This window comes from Shewanella sp. MF05913 (assembly GCF_059758095.1).
This window is the reverse complement of sequence record NZ_JCAYNT010000003.1, coordinates 119,104-135,628: the sequence shown is the minus strand read 5'-3', so window position 1 is coordinate 135,628 and position 16,525 is coordinate 119,104. Positions and strand designations below refer to the sequence as shown.

Annotated in this window: 13 protein-coding genes; 5 read left to right on the top strand and 8 right to left on the bottom strand. The window is 41.6% G+C overall.

Annotated elements, in window-relative coordinates; all coding sequences use genetic code 11:
- Positions 1-2: 2 nt before the first annotated feature.
- From AC19MV_RS06295 to AC19MV_RS06280, 4 genes are all read left to right on the top strand, one after another.
- A complete protein-coding gene (locus tag AC19MV_RS06295) occupies positions 3-773 on the top strand; it encodes a thiazole synthase (protein WP_432400212.1) in 771 nt (256 codons plus the stop codon).
- Entirely contained in the window at positions 770-1,888 is a 1,119-nt protein-coding gene (gene thiH, locus AC19MV_RS06290; RefSeq protein ID WP_498306448.1) for a 2-iminoacetate synthase ThiH, read from the top strand. The genes AC19MV_RS06295 and thiH overlap by 4 nt, the downstream gene beginning before the upstream one ends.
- A 166-nt stretch (positions 1,889-2,054) precedes the next feature.
- Positions 2,055-2,339 (top strand): chemotaxis protein, encoded by a 285-nt coding sequence (locus AC19MV_RS06285; protein ID WP_498306446.1) that lies wholly within the window; start codon positions 2,055-2,057, stop codon positions 2,337-2,339.
- A 2-nt stretch (positions 2,340-2,341) separates the two neighbouring features.
- Positions 2,342-3,838 carry a putative metalloprotease CJM1_0395 family protein gene (locus tag AC19MV_RS06280; protein WP_498306444.1) on the top strand — a complete coding sequence of 499 codons (1,497 nt, stop codon included), beginning with the start codon at positions 2,342-2,344 and terminating at the stop codon, positions 3,836-3,838.
- Positions 3,839-3,989: 151 nt separating this feature from the next.
- On the opposite strand, the gene AC19MV_RS06275 is transcribed toward AC19MV_RS06280, so the two are convergent.
- The 8 genes from AC19MV_RS06275 to cmoA all read right to left on the bottom strand — a co-directional run bounded on the left by AC19MV_RS06275 (position 3,990) and on the right by cmoA (position 12,906).
- Positions 3,990-4,895, bottom strand: coding sequence for a LysR family transcriptional regulator (locus tag AC19MV_RS06275; protein ID WP_498306442.1), 906 nt, complete (start codon positions 4,893-4,895; stop codon positions 3,990-3,992).
- 142 nt (positions 4,896-5,037) lie between these two features.
- Positions 5,038-6,198 (bottom strand): DUF3541 domain-containing protein, encoded by a 1,161-nt coding sequence (locus tag AC19MV_RS06270; protein ID WP_498306440.1) that lies wholly within the window; start codon positions 6,196-6,198, stop codon positions 5,038-5,040.
- On the bottom strand, positions 6,176-7,954 hold the full coding sequence (locus tag AC19MV_RS06265) for a hypothetical protein (RefSeq protein WP_498306438.1): 1,779 nt from the start codon (positions 7,952-7,954) through the stop codon (positions 6,176-6,178). The genes AC19MV_RS06270 and AC19MV_RS06265 overlap by 23 nt, the downstream gene beginning before the upstream one ends.
- The gene (locus AC19MV_RS06260) at positions 7,917-8,873 is read right to left on the bottom strand and encodes an alpha-L-glutamate ligase-like protein (protein ID WP_432400219.1); all 957 of its coding nucleotides are present in this window, start codon (positions 8,871-8,873) and stop codon (positions 7,917-7,919) included. Before AC19MV_RS06260 ends, AC19MV_RS06265 begins: the two co-directional genes overlap by 38 nt.
- A complete protein-coding gene (locus AC19MV_RS06255; RefSeq protein ID WP_498306436.1) occupies positions 8,873-10,381 on the bottom strand; it encodes a UUP1 family membrane protein in 1,509 nt (502 codons plus the stop codon). Before AC19MV_RS06255 ends, AC19MV_RS06260 begins: the two co-directional genes overlap by 1 nt.
- A gap of 8 nt (positions 10,382-10,389) precedes the next feature.
- Entirely contained in the window at positions 10,390-11,160 is a 771-nt protein-coding gene (locus tag AC19MV_RS06250) for an ATP-dependent zinc protease family protein (protein ID WP_498306434.1), read from the bottom strand.
- Positions 11,161-11,185: 25 nt separating this feature from the next.
- Positions 11,186-12,178, bottom strand: a complete 993-nt coding sequence (gene cmoB, locus AC19MV_RS06245) for a tRNA 5-methoxyuridine(34)/uridine 5-oxyacetic acid(34) synthase CmoB (RefSeq protein WP_498306432.1) — start codon at positions 12,176-12,178, stop codon at positions 11,186-11,188.
- Positions 12,175-12,906 (bottom strand): carboxy-S-adenosyl-L-methionine synthase CmoA, encoded by a 732-nt coding sequence (cmoA, locus tag AC19MV_RS06240; RefSeq protein WP_498306430.1) that lies wholly within the window; start codon positions 12,904-12,906, stop codon positions 12,175-12,177. Before cmoA ends, cmoB begins: the two co-directional genes overlap by 4 nt.
- A 758-nt stretch (positions 12,907-13,664) precedes the next feature.
- On the opposite strand from cmoA, the gene AC19MV_RS06235 reads away from it, so the two are divergent.
- Entirely contained in the window at positions 13,665-16,490 is a 2,826-nt protein-coding gene (locus AC19MV_RS06235) for a transporter substrate-binding domain-containing protein (protein WP_498306428.1), read from the top strand.
- Positions 16,491-16,525 lie beyond the last annotated feature (35 nt).

Below are 16,525 nucleotides of genomic sequence, written 5' to 3'. Positions count from 1 at the left end.
CTATGTTAACGATTTCCGGTCATCAATTTACATCTCGGTTATTTACTGGAACAGGTAAGTTTAGTCATCAAGACATTATGTTAGCCGCAATCGCGCAGTCTCAATCACAGTTGGTGACATTAGCGATGAAACGCATTGATTTACATGCTAACCACGACAACCTGTTAGCGCCATTGCAATCATTAGGGGTGAAATTACTGCCCAACACGGCAGGGGCTCGCAATGCCAAAGAAGCCATTTTTGCGGCGCATTTAGCCTATGAGATGCTCGGCACTAAATGGATAAAATTAGAAATTCATCCCGATCCTAAATATTTGATGCCCGATCCTATTGAAACATTACTGGCAGCAAAGCAGTTATGCGATGACGGTTTTGTGGTGCTGCCTTATGTGCATGCAGACCCTGTGTTGTGTCGACGTCTTGAAGATGTTGGTTGCGCAGCGGTTATGCCATTGGGTAGCCCAATTGGAAGTAATCAAGGGCTGGCAACAGAAACCTTTTTAAACATTATTATTGAGCAGGCACAAGTGCCGGTGATTATTGATGCTGGTATTGGCTCACCTTCTCAAGCATGCCGCGCAATGGAAATGGGCGCCGATGCTGTATTGGTTAACACCGCGATTGCCAGCAGTGCCCAACCTGAAAAAATGGCTCAATGTTTTGCTCAAGCTGTTATCGCGGGTCGACAAGCATACGAAGCGGGACTTGGGCATGTCAATCGTCAAGCTTTAGCGACCAGTCCTCTAACAGGCTTTTTGGGGCTCAATGTATGACATCATTTGTTGATGAATTTGTAACACTCAATGCCGATGCCATGTCACTGAAACTGTACTCAACGACAGCGCAAGATGTTGAGCGAGCACTATTACAGCCCACGGGTAATTTATCGAGTTTAATGGCGCTATTATCACCAGCGGCAATGGCCTATTTAGAACCCATGTCACAACAAGCCGCGGCATTAACGCGGCAACGCTTTGGCGCTAACCTTGGTTTGTTTTTACCTTTGTATGTATCTAACTTATGTGCAAATGAATGTGATTATTGCGGCTTTAGCATGAGTAACAAAGTAAAGCGTAAAACATTGAGCCAAGATGAGTTAAATCAAGAGATGGCAATTATTAAGCAACGTGGCTTCGATTCAGTATTGTTGGTGTCTGGCGAGCATGAAACCAAAGTGGGTATCGATTATTTTGCAGCCATTTTACCGCAGGTTAAAGCCAAGTTTAGTCACGTGGCTATGGAAGTGCAGCCACTGGAAACGGTTCATTATCAGCATTTGGCTAAGCTTGGTCTCGACTCAGTCATGGTATACCAGGAAACGTACCGGCCGCACACCTATGCTAAACATCATACTCGGGGTAAGAAACAAGATTTTAACTATCGATTAGCCACAGCCGACCGAATTGCTAAGGCGGGTATTGATAAAATAGGGTTAGGGGTGCTATTAGGCCTTGATGATTGGCGTCTTGATGCACTCTTTATGGGACATCACTTACAGTATCTCGAACAAACCTATTGGCGCACTCGATACAGTATTTCATTGCCAAGACTTCGGCCTTGCACGGGAGGTATTACACCCAAAGTCGAGCTCAGTGATGCTGGTTTAGTTCAGCTTATCTGTGCCTTTAGATTATTTAATCCCCAAGTCGAAATCAGCTTATCGACTAGAGAACTAGCCAGTTTACGCGATAATTTATGGGCCTTGGGGATCACTCACTTAAGTGCAGGAAGCTCGACGCAACCAGGAGGATATTTGAACCCTAGTACCCAGCTCGATCAATTTGAAATCAGTGATGATCGCTCAGTTGAACAAGTTGTTTCTCGGCTTAAACAGCTTGGTTTCAATCCCTTATGGAAAGATTGGGAGATGGCCTGGATAAATCAATAACCTTAACTGTTTACCTTGCTTAAAAACTGTACATTTATGGGTGTTTACGCCATAATAATTATTAGTTCTTTTACGACTTAACTGTCATTTTTTATTTTAGCTTTAGGCTAAAATTGATACAGTAACAATACATCTTTAGATTACGGTTAATAGCCAGGAGCGTATTATGCAAGTTCAATCAGCGTATGCATCAGGTATGCAGGGATTGCAAAGTGCACAACAAGGTTTAGCGCAAGCAACCACGTCTGTGGCGATACCTGATCAACAAAAACCCGCAGTCCCAACATCAACTCAAGATACTGTTACCTTAAGTTCGCAAGCGGTAACAGCTAACGATCAGGCTTCTGCATTAATTTCGGCTACTGAATCGGTAAATCAAGGGCAAGCTTCTGCCAAAGTCATTGAAGCTGCATCTGAAACGATTGGTAGTTTGATTGATATCGAAGTGTAACAATGAACGCGGTAATCAGTCCCGCATCAATGAGCGTCGCGACACCCGCGACGCATAAAAGCGGAAGTGGCCACACTTCCGTTTATGGTCGTAGTAATAGTAATCCTACAAGTTCACATACCAGCTCATATACAACATCTCGTAATGCATCAGCTAATATTTCAACAAGCACTCCCGTAGTTAATTCGGTAACATCACTACGTTCAAGTCCTGTATTATCTAACACATCAATTTCAGATACACCGCTTTCAAATACAGCGCTTTCAAATACAGCACTAGTATCATCATCTGCATCATCTATCCAGCCAGTGAACGCAAGCTATAGCTTAAAAAGTGGCCCGATGAATATTGCAGCGGTGTTACAAAAAACGTCTGTATCCAATAGTGGTTTATCGAATGCATCTGCTCAAGTCAGTGCTCAATCGACCCATTTTCAAACAAGCACTGTTAAGGCGAATACGGTTCAGTCACCAACCATTTATGAAACCACGGAATCTCAGCCCCAGCCGGCAACGCCATTTCAACCTGTGGTATTTACTGATGTTAATGATCAACCAAGTACAGTAAACCGTTTTATATCCACAACTGAGCCTCAATCAGAAACGCCTGCAAATGGGCAGGCGATTACCAGTAATGTAACCTCAACCACGGATGCTAACGTAACTTCAAATGACGCCGAAGTAGAACAAGCCGTAAATGAGCAATCTGAACAAGAGAGCGCAGCAGCTAAAGAGCAAATTAATAAACAAATAGCGCAGAAACAACAGCAGATAGATCAAGCTGAAGCGCAACAGATTTCTGAGTTGAGTAAACGAGATATCGAAGTTAAAACTCACGAACAAGCTCATGCTGCGGTGGGAGGAAGCTTTGCGCAAAGCCCGAGTTACGAATATGAAAAAGGACCAGATGGCAAACGTTATGCCGTTGATGGTGAAGTCAGTATTGATGTTGCTCCTATCAGTGGCGATCCACAAGCAACCTTAAGTAAAATGCAAAAAGTTTACGCTGCGGCAATGGCGCCAGTTCAACCCTCTATGGCCGATATTCGTGTTGCAGCACAAGCAGTACAGTATATGAACGAGGCTAAACAAGCTTTAGTTGTGGAGCGTCAACAGTCGGTAATGAGTGCTCAAGACAGTGAGCATATGACTGAATTAGGCCAAATCTTTAAACAACCAGATAACCGCGACCCTCTTGCTCCTTTTATGCAAAAACAATCGAATAGTGACAATACCATTGCCGCATCAGCGACTCCCTATACCAGCTCTGCTGAGCCGCTAAACTCCCAAATCGCTTCTAAACCAATTGTTAACGCAACACTCACAGCTTCGCAAACCTCATCAAGTGTTACCTCGACGGATGCTGATATACAATCTATGTCGGCAAATGGCATTAATCAACAACTCAATTCTGCTAGTCGTTATAATCCTTATCAAAATCAACTTTTACAACAAACTTCCTCCCAGGCGCAGCCACCAGGTTTTGAATTTTACGTATAATCAAACTTGTATGATACGACTATTCATTTACTGAGGCATGCCCGGCAGTTTTTGCTATTTGGAAGGCAACAAGCATGACTTCAGAGCGGCTCCTTAATCAATAATCATTGGACGAATTCTGAGTGGTCACTTATTAATGCGGATTGGTATTTTACTGGTGTGGATTCATCGGTAATTTATGCTGCTGCAAAATGAGATTTTCAAGTAACTTGGAAGCAGGGCCTTGTTGATCTCTATTTGGGATGACAAGATTTAAAATGACTTTACGCTGAGTGCTGCCACGTAATTGCAAGCGAGTCAGTTGCTTAGTGGCCAATTCCTGTGCAATCACAAAACTTGGCATCCAGCAAAAACCAATGTTGCGCAGTAAAATCGATTTCGCTTCGTGAAAGTTAGACACTGTCCAACGCTGCTCGGCTTTTAGCCAACCAATATCATTACTTGATTTAAGTCCTGTGTCTTTAATGACGATTTGCAAGTGTTGGGCAAGTTGTTTGTCATCCTCAATGTCATTGAGTTGCGCAAGAGGGTGTTCAGGATGGCAGACTAATTCAAATACCGCTTCGCATAAAGGTTCAGAAATATGACCTTTGGGTGATGCAGCACAAATGGCGATATCAACTTGGTTATTTTGTATCAACTCCTGAGTCCCGGTGATGACTGAATCGAGAATAGTGACTCGTGTGCCGCGACTTTGTGGTAAAAATGCATTCAGCGCTTCAACGAGCGTGTCTATTGGGTAGATAATTTCACGAGCAATGGTTAAATTCGGCTCCCAACCTTGTCCTAAATTTGTCGCAAGTTGTTCTAGCTCGTCAACTGACTGAGTTAAGTGACGTGAACGGCGAAGCAACACTTCGCCTTGCTCGGTGAGATAAGCTTTACGACCCTTCACTTCAAGCAAATTAATACCGAGTTGATGTTGTAACTTTGCCACAGCATGGTTAAGCGAAGACTGGCTTTTATTCAATTGTTCAGCAGCTTGAGCATACCCGCCAAAATCAACGACTGCTTGCACGATGCGCCATTGCTCTAATGTTGATTTAGCTCTACTCATTAATGTGTCCGAATAGTATAAAAGAATGAATATTTTGACATATAAAAAAGGCAAATGCAGTGCATTTGCCTTTGATTTATTACTGTAACGTGATTAACACTTTGACTCTTAATGAGTACAAGGCTATTTCGGCCACGATAGATTAATGTGCATTAGTTTTGGTTGCAGTTATTTTAGGTGTGACCAGTGTTGTGGTTACTGCATTAGGTGTTACAAGCTTAGGCAGATAACGTTTAGTGCTTGAAATATCGTTTAAATATGGCCCTTTATGTAAAGTCTCAGGCCAATGCAGAAGCATCATGGCTAATACGTTTCTGTGTTCACCAGACGATAAAATAGCTTCACCTTTTGGTGATGGGATCATCTTCAGCTGGGGATTGTAAGCCGCAATCACGTGTTTTTTAACTTTATCAACGACAGGGTTATTGCCATTGCCGGTGATTAAGAAACCAATCCCTACTTCAGTAATAATATCTTCTGTGGTGTCTTTTAAAATGCGGTCAATATTTTTTTCAAAGTAAGTCAAAATCCATTGATATTCTTTGGCGTCCACTGGGCGTTGATAGTACCCGCTGGCGGCAAAAATAAAGTGCGTCATGCCGTATATTTTATTTTTATACTGGCTCTTGTCTAGGCTGGCATCTTCATTATCAGGATAGGCGTTGATAAACGCTTTTTTATAGGCAGAGTAATAGTCACCTACGCCCATTTGTTTAGCCCAAAAAACATAGTTAATTAATTGTGCAGCCCAGGCTTTAATCATTTTTTTGTCTGTCAATGCTGGGGCCAAATCAGCTTTTTTAAGGGTTTTTATCATTAAATCATGACATGGTCCTTTAAAGCCGAACTCATCCACACGACTGGCGTAGCGCAGTAATATGTCGCTATAAAACATAAATTCAGGGTAGGGGGCAATGGCTAACTTGCGCGCATCGCCTCGTATACCCGATTTGATTTTGGCCACTTCTTTTTGTGATTCAGCCTTACTGAAACCGGGTTTATCTAAATTACAATTGTAAAAAGCTTGTTGTTCGGCAATGGTCAACAAATCGATTAACGAACCATTAGCGTACTTATCTTCACCGGTCATACGATATTGACGTATCGCATAGTGTCCTTGCACTCGAGGAGGCAGCGAATAAAGATTGCTTTCTAAGTTTGTCTTAATCCCTTGATAAACTTGGTCTGCAGTTAAATTGTGCGGGACCGTTTCAATCGACTCTTTCGCAAACGCCACACTACTTAATAAGCTAGCTGACAATATTAGATACGAGAGTGTTTTACTCTTGCGCAGTTCTAGCATGTTTAAATCTCCAAATAAGTGAATGAGGGTCTATTGGTGGGCCGATAAGTTGTATAAGTTGCTCGTTAAAAGGTAAATACGCCTCATTAACAATCAACAGATTGAAAATATCTTGGCTTGAATGTTGGGTTGCACTTTGGGTAATGATCAATTGTGCCACAGCATCTTGCCATAGTGGAAGATAATGGCTAATTCCTTCATTAGCAATAGCTTGGTAGCTATATATTGCATCTGTGGCACTCGGCCACGATTGGCCAAAACTGTCGGCAAACGCTGCTGACAATTCAGTGTTGAATGCTAGCCAATCACTGTTATCTAAATTACCTGAAAATTGATAATAATGGAGCGCGACTTTAGATCTAAACACTCTCATTTGTTGTTGATATTGAAGTGCGAGTTGTTCTCGTTCTGAAGTGGGTGAAAATGGTTGTAATTGAGTCAGATAATGGCTTAACCATAAGCTTGCAATCGCGTGCGGTTGTTTATTTTGAGTTTTATGGGCGAGTAAATAAAATTGTCCACCTTGGGCCAAAGACACAATGGCATCGCTTAGCGCTGTAATCAGTTTTTGTTGTTGTTTTTGTGTCGTCAATATAGCAGGGAAACTCAGAGCGTATTGGCCAAATTGATGACCGATTACAGTTTGTTTAATGAGCTGGCCGCTAACGGATAAGGCTGATTTCGATGACTGCTGAGGTTGCTGTTGCGAGAGCGGGTAAGTGTATATCTCACCTAACAAACGTTGCTGATGCCATATTCTAATAATATTGATGTTATCGATTTTTGAATCACTTGCAGTGTCTTGCTGAGCAATATACTCAATGCGAATTCCCAGTGGTATTAACTGATCAAATAATTGCGATAAATAACCTTGGCTAGACACCGCTTCAATCGGGGCCGCTTTTTGAGTGAGGAATAACGCTTGCGCTATATCCCAGGGAGCTATGCCGATTGACTTGGTTTGCGTATCCAAAAATCGATTAAGCATTGCAGGCGTGAGATCATAGGGTGCTAACGCAAGTTCTGCTGCGTTTAGATAACCTTGTTCGATTGCTCTTTGCTGCTGTAATTCATGAATGTAAGCCATAGCGGCAAGTAATTTGGATTTAGCGCGCAATTGATAAGCAAACCAAGCTTGTTGACGACATTTTGCGTTAGGTTGTTGAAGTAAATATTTAGCAATGTGGATATCAATGTTGGTGCTAGCTTGTTGCTTATTCTCATCGACGACAGGCTGACTGGCTAATAAGCATTGTTCATCGTTGAATTGCATCTGTAATTGACGTTCGGACAACGCTTGATTGACGGTAGCCTGGGCGCTATGCAGTTTTGATTTTTCAGTCAAACTCCATTGTGTTTTTTTTACACTTTGAAGGCGTTCGGCTAATTGATTATAGGGTGCTGATAGAGAGTGTAATGAATCAATAAGCTGTTGAGTTTGATTGGCTGCGGTTAACTCATAAAGCTCATCGGCTAAATGTAATTGGCACCACAATAATCCTTGTTTGCTTAACGAGTCAGTGGCAAAAGGGCGGTAGTATTGAATACGGTCGTTAATATTATTCAGCGCAAGCGTTTGTTTTTCGAATTCGACGGCGTTGAACACACTTGAGGAAACAGGTTCTTGCTGGAGAGTGCTTAAGTCAGGTTTATATTGAAGGCACTGCTCTACAAACAGTGCCAACGGATTGGCCACAGCATTTGCTGTGGCCAATAAACTAAAACTTAGGATTACTAGAGAAATGCTTTTTAGCATAAGCCACGCGTTCTTCAACTGACATTGCTGGGCCTTTCATGGCTTCAACGTGTTTAAGTCGAGGTAAAAGGCCTCTACCATTGGCTATTTGAATGGTTAACCCTGGGCGGGCGTTCAATTCAAGCAGTAATGGTCCTTTGTATTTATCCAATACCATGTCGGTACCCAGATATCCCAGCTCACACATTTCATAAGCACTCGAAGCTGTATGAAGTAAGGTTTCCCAATGTGGCACAGTCATGTTCGACAGTGGAAAGTGGGTATCTGGATGCTTATCAACAGGTAAGTCGAATTGCACCGCATGCAAGCTTTTGCCTGTCGCGATATCTAATCCGACACCAACAGCACCTTGGTGCAAGTTAGCTTTACCGTCTGATGCCGCCGTCGACAAACGCAGCATTCCCATGACTGGGAAGCCCTTAAAAACGATTAAGCGAATGTCTGGTACGCCTTCATAACTGAAGCCTTCAAATACCGGGTCGAACTCAATTAACCCTTCAACAATCGCCACATCAGGCTTACCGCCCAGTGAAAATAATCCACTGAGAATGTTAGACACATGCCGGTAAATTTCACTGTGAGTAACTTCGTGACCATTGGGCTTGTAGTAACAGCCATTGTTCACTTTAGTAATCACCATGATACCTTTACCGCCAGAACCTTTAGCTGGCTTGATAACAAAACCAGTACGGTCACTGACCATGGCTGGAATTTCTTGAATTTTATGTTGTTCGTGGACAACACCAATCAGGTCAGGAACCGCAATGTTATTAGCAAGCGCAAGTTGCTTAGTGATCAACTTATCATCAACGCGTTTATAAAATTTACGCTGATTATAACGACCAATATAGCTAATATTGCGCCTGTTCATATTCAGTACACCGCTACGGCTCAATTCCCAAGGCCAGGCGTACTTCATTATTTCTCTCCAACCAATGGTTTAAAGCGTTTTAACTCTGTTAGGCGGTAACCTGTGTATTGACCCATCACTAATACCAGAGCCAAAATCACTAGGTGAATACCTAAAAAGTTAAACACCCAATGTTGTACTAATTGGTTATCCATTGCTAAGTAGGCAAGGGTTGCGACAAATAAACTGCCACCACCTGAAACGAATACCTTTTTAGGGCCTTCTTCTTCCCACAGGATAGACATACGCTCGATAGTCCATGCAAGGATGATCATCGGGAAGAATGTAATGGTTAATCCTTCACTTAAACCTAACTTGAATGAAATCAGCGTGAATAAACCGATGATAAATATCACCACAATTATGACCGCGGATATTCGGGATATGAGCAGTAAATTGAGGGTGGACAGATAGGAACGGATCATTAAGCCAAATGCCACAATCAGTAAGAAACCAATTAAGCCAGTCAGTAACGTTGTTTGAATAAAGGCTAAGGCGATTAACACAGGCATAAAGGTACCTGATGTTTTAATCCCTACAATTACCCGTAAAAATACTACAACTAATACCCCGATAGGGATTAAGAGAATACCTTTAAAGGTGCTTTGTTCTTCAAGGGGTAATTGATATAACGAAAAATCCCACACATCATCATTAATCATCATATCAATAGATGTTGCTAATGCAGAACGTGTGTCTTGCAGCATTGAGAAGTTAACTAATGAATTAGTGCCGCCCATGACATCAAGAACGGAGTGGCCAGCATATTCCCACAACACGAGAGTGTTATCGCGACCTTTTTTGTTATTTGGTACATCAAATAACACCCATTCACCGTCATTATACACTTGCACGTATGATGAAAGTTGTTGGCGACGACGTTGATCTTCTAATTGTAAGCCATTGACAATGCGCGCAGGGACACCTTTAGAGTGCAGCATATGCAAAAACAAATTAGTTGAAGTGTTTGCCGACAATAACAATGCCATGTTTTGGCTTTGATCAGCGTCGTTAATTAGATTCATCAATTGTTGAGCAAACGACAGATTAGTGGCACTGCGGCCCCATACTTCTTCGGTGATCTGCTCAGCCGCTGACTTCTCTGTTGCTGGCCATAAGTAGGTATCGGGTGCGAGTGGCTCTTCAGTGGCTTCGATGTTTAATTTACCTGTAGGGACCAAAGTCACTCGGTAATATAAGGCTTGTGGGCCTGAAGCTTCACGAATTGACCATACAGCACGACGATTAGCCACATCGTTAGAAATGGTTAAGCCGTAACCTGGTGATGTCGCGTTTTCAACGAGCACATCAAACGCAGGATCGTTCGGTAATGAAAAGTTGACTTCAGCCGGTTGATTGTTACCAACAAAACTGACTTTAGCGTCTACAGCCCAACTTTGAACCTGGTCACCAGGCAAGAAAGGCACATTGTGCTCAATTCCACGGTAAATACTTGTGCTGATGCCGATGATAAATAGCAGCGCAACAAAGATGTAAAACGGTTTACGAGAATGCATTACTGATCCTATTTATTTAACGTGGTTATTTGGTCTTTTGCTTTACCGTGGATATAGATTTGGCCTACATCAACAACAGCAATATCTTTCATAAACTTGCGACCTAGTAATAATGGATAGTCTAGGTGGCTTCGATCAACAAGGTTTAAATCTGTTTCTGCTGAATATTTACCTATTTTTAAATGCGCGTGGATCACTGGACGACGATCATCATCTGAATCAACGTCTTGTTTAATACGAACAAACTTTTCTACTTTTGATTCAAAGGTATTTGCGGGTTGGTCAATACCATTGGTCATTACGTCAAAACGAGCCCATTGTACGCCGTCACGCTCAAATAATACGATATTTCGTGCATCTAAAGAAGACGACTCAGCCCCAGTGTCAATACGGGTAGCAAACTTAGCTTTCACTTCATCGACATAAACGCTTTCAACTTCACCTAAAATAAATTTCTCACCAATGGTGGCTTCAGAACATTGATCTGGAATGGCAATCGGTCTTACTGGTGGGCGTGGCATCACAATCGTCTTTGGACGTTCGGCCATCGCGGTGCTGACTTGCGTTTTTAATTTTCTCATTTCAGCAGACAGCGCACTAATTTCTACACTTTGTTGAGCACATTGAGCATTAATGGCGTCAATAACGACAGTTTGTGTATTAACCAGACTGCTATTCAACTCAGCATTAGTCAGTGGTGGTGTCATTGGTTTTTGAGTGGCAGTACAACCCGATATAAGGGCTGCTGCAACGGATAGAGCAAGTACCTGCTTTAACATGTCAATTCCTGTTGAATAGTAATATTTAAACTAAATCGTGATTCGGTTGATGCTTGGTAGCAATAATGATGGCCCGTTTGGGGGCGGGGTAACCTTCAACAGTTAAACTCGCATCATCGGGGTCGAGATAATCGACAAGTGATTCATTTTTCATCCACTGGGTGCTACGTTGCTCATTTAGTGAGGTGACATCAATATCGACACAACGGATATCGGTAAACTCACACTTTTTTAACCATAACATTAAGGCCGCAACAGAGGGGATAAACCACACGTTGTTCATTTTGCCGTATCTGTCTAAGGGGACAAGAACTGCGTTCTCATCGCCATCAATAACCAGTGTTTCAAGGACTAATTCACCGCCCATTCTTAATTGATCACGCAGTTGTAATAAGTGATCAATTGGTGAACGACGATGATATAACACCCCCATTGAAAATACAGTGTCAAATGCATCCAGTGGCGGTAATTCTTCAATGCCTAATGGCAATAAGTGTACAGGGTGTTGATTACCGGCCAAGCGTTTAATGGCTTCAAACTGACACAAAAACAGGGGGGACGGGTCAATACCCACCACCCTTGCTGCGCCTTCACCTAACATACGCCACATATGGTAACCGCTGCCACAACCGACATCGAGCACGGTACGGTTTTTCAAAGGCGATATATGTCCTTTTACTCTATCCCATTTCCAGTCACTACGCCATTCTGTATCAATTTCAATACCATGGACAGTAAACGGACCTTTACGCCAAGGTTGAAATACCGCCAGTAAGTTACTGAGCTTTTCGGTTTGTCCTGGGCTCAGTTGTTCGCCAGAACCAATGGTTACGCTACTCGTAAATTCAACGGTGTCTGGCTGTGGGTAATTAAGTTTATTGAGGACTTTTTCCCACTTAGGTAAATTACCGTGTTTATGGTCGCGTTGCCATTGGCCTAAAATAGAGGGCAAATTTTCTAACCAATGTTGCAAGTTAGAGTCGGCAATGTCTTTGTAAAAAGAACTAAAACTAATCATTTAATCGCTACCATTGATGCAAAATTAAAGCATAGGAACCACACTGAAAAATGTGAGAAACCGTTTTCTGTTAACCGTTGTTGATGCACCGTTAAACTGTCTGGACGCATTACATTTTCAAGGGCGCTGCGTTTTTGACTGATTTCAAGTTCACTGTAGCCGTTAGCCCGCTTAAAATTTAAATGCAGGCTGTCTAACAAGCTTTGAATTTGATCGTCTTCAAAATACAATTTTTCTGATATCACTAAAATGCCACCTGGAAGCATACCGTCATAAATACGCTTGATGAGCGCGTCACGATCGTTGATAGGTAAAAATTGTAGCGTAAAGTTTAACACCACCATTGAGGCATTTTGAATCTCGATATCTCTTATATCGGCGCATAATAAATTAACTTGGGTATCGCTAACATAAGCCGCTAGATTTTCCTTGCAGCGGTCTATCATCGATTGACTATTATCAACGGCATAAATTTGGCATTCTCGACCTTCAATTTGACGACGAATGCTCAAGGTAGCAGATCCTAACGAACTCCCAAGATCATAGACATTACTGTTTGGCGTTACGAAGCGATCGGCAAAATCACCAATCGTATTGATTATTTGTGCGTAACCAGGGACAGAACGACGGATCATGTCATTAAATACACCAGCAACTCGCTGATCAAATTGAAAATCGGCTATCTGATCGGCAGCGTGAGCGTAAATCGTATCTTGTTGAGAGTTCATGAGCTGTTATGTGGAAAAATTCTGCGTGTATTTTAGCTAATCATGGTGAATGGCAGCAAGCATCCTGCTAGTATTTTGTGAGTTTTTTTTCAAATAGTTCATTATAGTGTTAATACTTTTGATTTAGGCTGCTATTTATCGCTGTTAATCTGTACAGTAATGCTCGTTGACTTACGTCAGCGCCATCCAAAGTAAATTATTTTGATTGGTCGACTCTCCGCTATTGACTATAAAAACAACAACAGGGCATGTTAACAAGATAAAATTAGCGCGATCATCATAAAAATAATGATATTATTTATTCAGCATTACATAAATATAACAATTGGATTGTCGAGGTCGTGTTCAACAAGAAAAGCGAGTATTCGCCATCTTATTAACTTTGTTTAACACTCTAGGGCCTGTTGATCTTTTCTGGTTGAATTTTGTTCGAGTTAAAAACGTTTTAATCGAGGCGAATGGATTGATGCCTAGTCATCTAAGCAAAGTTCATTCAACAAAGAGTAAAACGTTTTTAACCGAACCCTACGGGCAGCTTTTGTTGGCCATTTTTACTGCGTTATCGACTTTTTTATGTAGAATAACTACACCTCAAAGTCTCTGCCGCGCAGTTGTATATGTGATTAGTGGCCAACAATTTGCTGCAAAAACAACCTCGAAAGATCTACAGGCCCTAATGTCGCGAATAACAACAGAATATCGCGTATAAAAAAACAAGCTTGTTTATTCATCAAAACTAAAAGTATTAGGGAAAAAACTTGAAATTGATATCTTGGGCGCTGGCATTCATGTTGATGTCGCTATGCTTGCCTGCCACTGCCGTTCATGCCGATGAGGATGCTAAGCTGTATTCTCCTGAGCCCTTAGTGATTGTCATGGGCGAAGACACTTATCCTTTTGAATATTTAGATGAGCAGGGTAATGCTGCAGGTATATTAGTTGACTTGTGGCGTGAGTGGTCAACGATTACCAATACCAAGGTACGATTTGTGGCTCGACATTGGCTGGCCTCTTTAACGCAACTTGAACAAAAGCATGCTGATGTTCATATTGGCATGACTGAAACGGCAGAACGCTCACGCGTATTTGATTTTGCACACCCTTTTACTACCTTAAATGCCTATCTTTATGTTCATAAATCCATTAACAGTAAAAAGCGCATTAGTGATTTAATTCCTTATCAAATTGGCATCGTTGATGGCTCATCTCATGAAGTGATGCTTAAAGATCTTGAGCCAAGATTAAGTTTTAAGCGTTATAAAAACCGAGAGCAATTACTGCAAGCAGCCGCCAATGGCGATTTATTTGTTTTCGCAGGGATTGAAGGTTATCAACGTAATGTCGCATTAGAGCAAGATATTGCCGCTAACTTTTACAGTTCATCTCGTATTCTCATCAAAAAAATAGGGTTATCTCCTGCTGTAAATAAAGGTAATCAACAACTTATCGACAAAATTAATCATGGTTTTGAATTAATTTCTCCTAAAGTGATTAAGCAAATTGAGCGTCGCTGGCTTGGGTATCACAAACAAACCTCTGGTGTGGTTATTGCCATGCAAAATGGGGTAGAGCCCTATGTTGATATGGGGACGGATGGGTTACCGGCAGGGATGTTAGTGGACCTATGGAAATTATGGTCTAAAAAAACAGGTATCAATATCGACTTTGTCACAGGTGATATGAATAGCACGATTGACGATGTCAAAACGGGTGTGGCGGATGTTCAGATTGGCTACCCAGAAAGTAAAGAAATGCGCTCAGGTTTGAAACAAGCGTGGCATATTATTTCTGTTAAAAGTCGTTTTTTTAGCCGTAAACAACACATTGAAAATATCGAACAATCGACCATGAGGATTGGTGTATTTCCAACTGCACCGTATATCGGGCAAGTTAAAAGCGCATTTCCTAAGGCACAATTACGTTTTTACGATACGTTAGATGAAATGATTAAAGCAGTACAGAACGATGAGATTATCGGTTTTGTATCTTCTGCAGCGATGACATCACACTATTTATTAGCCAATAAACTCTGGGCTGAGTTTCACCAATATACCAATATAGAATTTATTACAGACATGTATACGCTAACGCGTATTGATGACAGCGGACTAGCCGATCGAATTAAAGCGGGCTTTAATTTAATTTCGGTTGAAGAACAAATACAAATTGAACGTAAATGGCTTATTAATCCAGACGACCGCTTTTTTACTGGAAGCGCAAGTAAAATCAAATTAACAACCCAGCAAAAGCAATACATTAGCAGTTTAGGTGCCATTAAAATGGGTTACCTTAAAAATTGGGCTCCAATGGAGTTTCAAGGCAAAAATGGTCAGTTTTTAGGGGTCAATGCCGACATTAAAAATTTACTCGTTAAGCAGCTTAATCTCACCATTATTCCTGTTGCCTATGACGATTTTGGTAAAATGGTAAATGATTTAACTAAAGGCGAAATCCATTTAGTCGCGAGCATGGCACAAACGCCCTCAAGAGAGAATACGCTTGCATTTTCGTCGCCTTATTGGCCATCACCTTGGGCGATAGTTACCTCGTTAACTCAGCCGCCTATTTTTAATATTTCGCAAGTTGCCGGTAAACGTTTAGCGGTTGTCGATGGTTACCATATTATTGATCAATTACGCCAGCAATATCCGGGAATAGAGCTGGTTATCGTGGCAGACACCAAAGACGGTATCAATGCGGTGATTAATGGCCGTGCAGACATGTTTGTTGAGCAAGTTGCCACATTGGCCGCCACCCTTAAAGGCGGGCAATACCCCAGTTTAAAATTGTCTTTAGTCGCTGAATTAACAGAACAGCATAGCCGAATAGGTTTATTCCCAGGCGTTAAAGATTTAGTGCCATTGATTGATCGTGTTATTGCGACAGTGGATGAAAACGAACAGCAAAATATGTATCAAAAGTGGGTGGCACTGGATTTAAATAGTGACTCGTTATTATACCAACGGTGGTTAAAAATATCGGTGGTAGGTTTTGTTATTTTGGCGCTTATTGCCTTGGTTATTTTAATGTCGAATCGACGGTTAAATAATGAAATCGAAAAAAGAATTAAAGCCGAAGATAACCTTAAATTTATGGCCAATCATGATAACGTAACGGGCTTGCCCAATCGTAATTTACTGGAAGACAGGCTCGAACAAGCGGTATTGACGCATCAACGTGACAATCAACGCTTTGCATTATTATTTATCGATTTGGATGGTTTTAAAGTGGTTAACGACCTTCATGGTCATCATGTTGGCGACAAACTATTGCATCGCGTCGGGGTGTTATTGTCTAAATGTGCACGAGAGTCTGATACCGTTGCCCGATTCGGTGGTGATGAGTTTGTATTACTACTCAACCATATCGACAGTAAAGGCAGCGCGCGACAAGTGGCAGACAACATATTATTAGCGTTTAAAAAGCCAATAATAATAGACGGCATTAGTATCAGTATTTCAGCCAGTATCGGTATTGCCGTATTTGCCGACGATGCCGATACCGCACTGTCGTTACTCAAAATCGCGGATCAGCTAATGTATCAAGCTAAAAAAATTGGCGGCCATCAATTTAAAATGAACTAGTGCCGAGGTTTTGTTGGTTTTTCAGTCAGTCAACC

Coding starts and splice junctions, on each gene's coding strand:
- cmoA (WP_498306430.1), bottom strand. CDS start 12,906: ATGAACTCTCAACAAGATACGATTTACGCTCACGCTGCCGATCAGATA.
- cmoB (WP_498306432.1), bottom strand. CDS start 12,178: ATGATTAGTTTTAGTTCTTTTTACAAAGACATTGCCGACTCTAACTTG.
- AC19MV_RS06260 (WP_432400219.1), bottom strand. CDS start 8,873: ATGAAGTACGCCTGGCCTTGGGAATTGAGCCGTAGCGGTGTACTGAAT.
- AC19MV_RS06250 (WP_498306434.1), bottom strand. CDS start 11,160: ATGTTAAAGCAGGTACTTGCTCTATCCGTTGCAGCAGCCCTTATATCG.
- AC19MV_RS06275 (WP_498306442.1), bottom strand. CDS start 4,895: ATGAGTAGAGCTAAATCAACATTAGAGCAATGGCGCATCGTGCAAGCA.
- AC19MV_RS06265 (WP_498306438.1), bottom strand. CDS start 7,954: ATGCTAAAAAGCATTTCTCTAGTAATCCTAAGTTTTAGTTTATTGGCC.
- AC19MV_RS06280 (WP_498306444.1), top strand. CDS start 2,342: ATGAACGCGGTAATCAGTCCCGCATCAATGAGCGTCGCGACACCCGCG.
- AC19MV_RS06270 (WP_498306440.1), bottom strand. CDS start 6,198: ATGCTAGAACTGCGCAAGAGTAAAACACTCTCGTATCTAATATTGTCA.
- AC19MV_RS06285 (WP_498306446.1), top strand. CDS start 2,055: ATGCAAGTTCAATCAGCGTATGCATCAGGTATGCAGGGATTGCAAAGT.
- thiH (WP_498306448.1), top strand. CDS start 770: ATGACATCATTTGTTGATGAATTTGTAACACTCAATGCCGATGCCATG.
- AC19MV_RS06295 (WP_432400212.1), top strand. CDS start 3: ATGTTAACGATTTCCGGTCATCAATTTACATCTCGGTTATTTACTGGA.
- AC19MV_RS06255 (WP_498306436.1), bottom strand. CDS start 10,381: ATGCATTCTCGTAAACCGTTTTACATCTTTGTTGCGCTGCTATTTATC.